At 65.6% G+C, this 1,713-nt stretch carries 2 protein-coding genes; both read left to right on the forward strand.

The annotated features are described in order from the left end of the window. A partial coding sequence (locus EOA24_RS37015) for an ABC transporter ATP-binding protein (RefSeq protein ID WP_133374857.1) occupies positions 1 to 719 on the forward strand: 719 nt, incomplete at its 5' end. After that, entirely contained in the window at positions 716 to 1,639 is a 924-nt protein-coding gene (locus tag EOA24_RS37020) for an ABC transporter permease (RefSeq protein WP_127410765.1), read from the forward strand. The genes EOA24_RS37015 and EOA24_RS37020, both read left to right, overlap by 4 nt. The last annotated feature ends 74 nt before the right edge of the window (positions 1,640 to 1,713 follow it).

The raw sequence follows: 1,713 nt of genomic DNA on the forward strand, positions 1-1,713 counted from the left end.
AGAGGGCGCTGGACCTGGTGCAACTGAAGGGCCTCGGCGAGCGCCGTGTCGACCAGCTCTCCGGCGGCCAGCGCCAGCGCGTGGCCTTGGCCCGCGCCATCGTTTTCGAGCCGCGCATCGTCTTGATGGACGAGCCGCTGTCGGCGCTCGACAAGAGCCTGCGCGAGCACATGCAGATCGAATTGCGCAACCTGCATCGCAGGCTCGGCATGACGACGGTCTACGTCACGCACGACCAGCGCGAGGCGATCACCATGTCGGACCGCATCGCCGTCATGAATGCCGGGCGCATCGAACAGATCGACCAGCCGGAAGTTCTCTACGCCAGGCCGCGGACGAAGTTCGTCGCCGGCTTCATCGGCGAGTCCAGCTTCATTCCCGTCGAGAGCCGAAATGGCAGCGTCTGGTACGAGGACAGGAAGTTACGGATGAACGATGCGGCGCCGTCCACTGGTCGGCATCTGATGGTGGTGCGGCCGGAAAAGCTGCGCCTGGTTGCCGACGTCGGCGAGACCGGCGTCAACCTGCTGCCAGCAACCGTCGGCGACGTCATCTACCAGGGCGACAGCTTCGTCTGCTACGCCACGCTCAAGGACGGCCGGCAGGTGACCCTGCGCGACTATTGCCGCTCCGATGTGCTGGCGAAACTGCCGGCGCCGGGCGAGCCGATCACGCTCGGTATCGATGCCCAGGACGTCGTGCTGGTGGCCGACCAATGAGCCTCGCATCCGCCAGTCTCGGTCATGCCTCCCGACGCGATGGGGCGCTCAATGCCGATGCGCTCAACGCCGACGCGCGATGGGAAGCGCATGGCATGCTCGCGCTGCTGTCGCCCGGGCTCTTCCTGGTCTTCGCCGTCATCATCGTGCCGATCGGCTGGCTGTTCTGGCTTTCGCTGTTCGATGAGAGCGGTCAGCTCAGCGCCGCCAATTACGCGCGCTTCTTCGAGCAGGCATCCTACATCAAGACCTTCGTCACCACCTTCAAGGTGGCCTTCACCGTCACCGGCGCCTGCGTGCTGCTCGGCTATCCCTTGGCCTACATGCTCTCGCAGCTGCCGCGTCGCGCCGCCTCCATCTGCCTGATCTTCGTCATCCTGCCGTTCTGGACCTCGGTGCTGGTGCGCACCTATGCCTGGCTGGTCATCCTGCAGCGCAAGGGACTGGTCAACACGTGGCTGATCGATCTCGGAATCATCTCCCAGCCGCTGCCGCTCGCCAACAATTTCGCCGGCGTCATCATCGGCATGACCCACATCATGCTGCCCTTCCTGGTGCTGCCGCTCTATGCCTCGATGAAGACGATCGACGTCGACTGCCTGCGCGCCGGCATGAATCTCGGCGCGAGCCCCGCCGCCACCTTCCGGCAGATCTTCTTTCCGCTGTCGCTGCCGGGCCTGGCTTCGGGCCTGGTCATCGTCTTCGTGCTCTGCCTCGGCTTCTTCGTCACGCCGGCGTTGATGGGCGGCGGCAAGGTGATCATGTGGGCGATGCGCATGGAGCAGACCCCCAGCCTCTATTCCAACTGGGGCGCGGGCGCAGCACTTGGCGTCGTGCTGCTCGCCGTCACGCTGGCGCTGCTCGGCCTTTTCCACTGGCTGCTCGGCACCCGCGCGACCGGGGTCTGGAGCAGGCGATGAGCATGGAAACCGCCCTGCCGATCTCGCATCGGCAACGCCTCTGGCTCTACGCGCTCGGCGGCCTCGTCATGCCG

Origin of the sequence: Mesorhizobium sp. M2A.F.Ca.ET.039.01.1.1, assembly GCF_003998035.1 — a bacterium.
Taxonomy (GTDB): domain Bacteria; phylum Pseudomonadota; class Alphaproteobacteria; order Rhizobiales; family Rhizobiaceae; genus Mesorhizobium.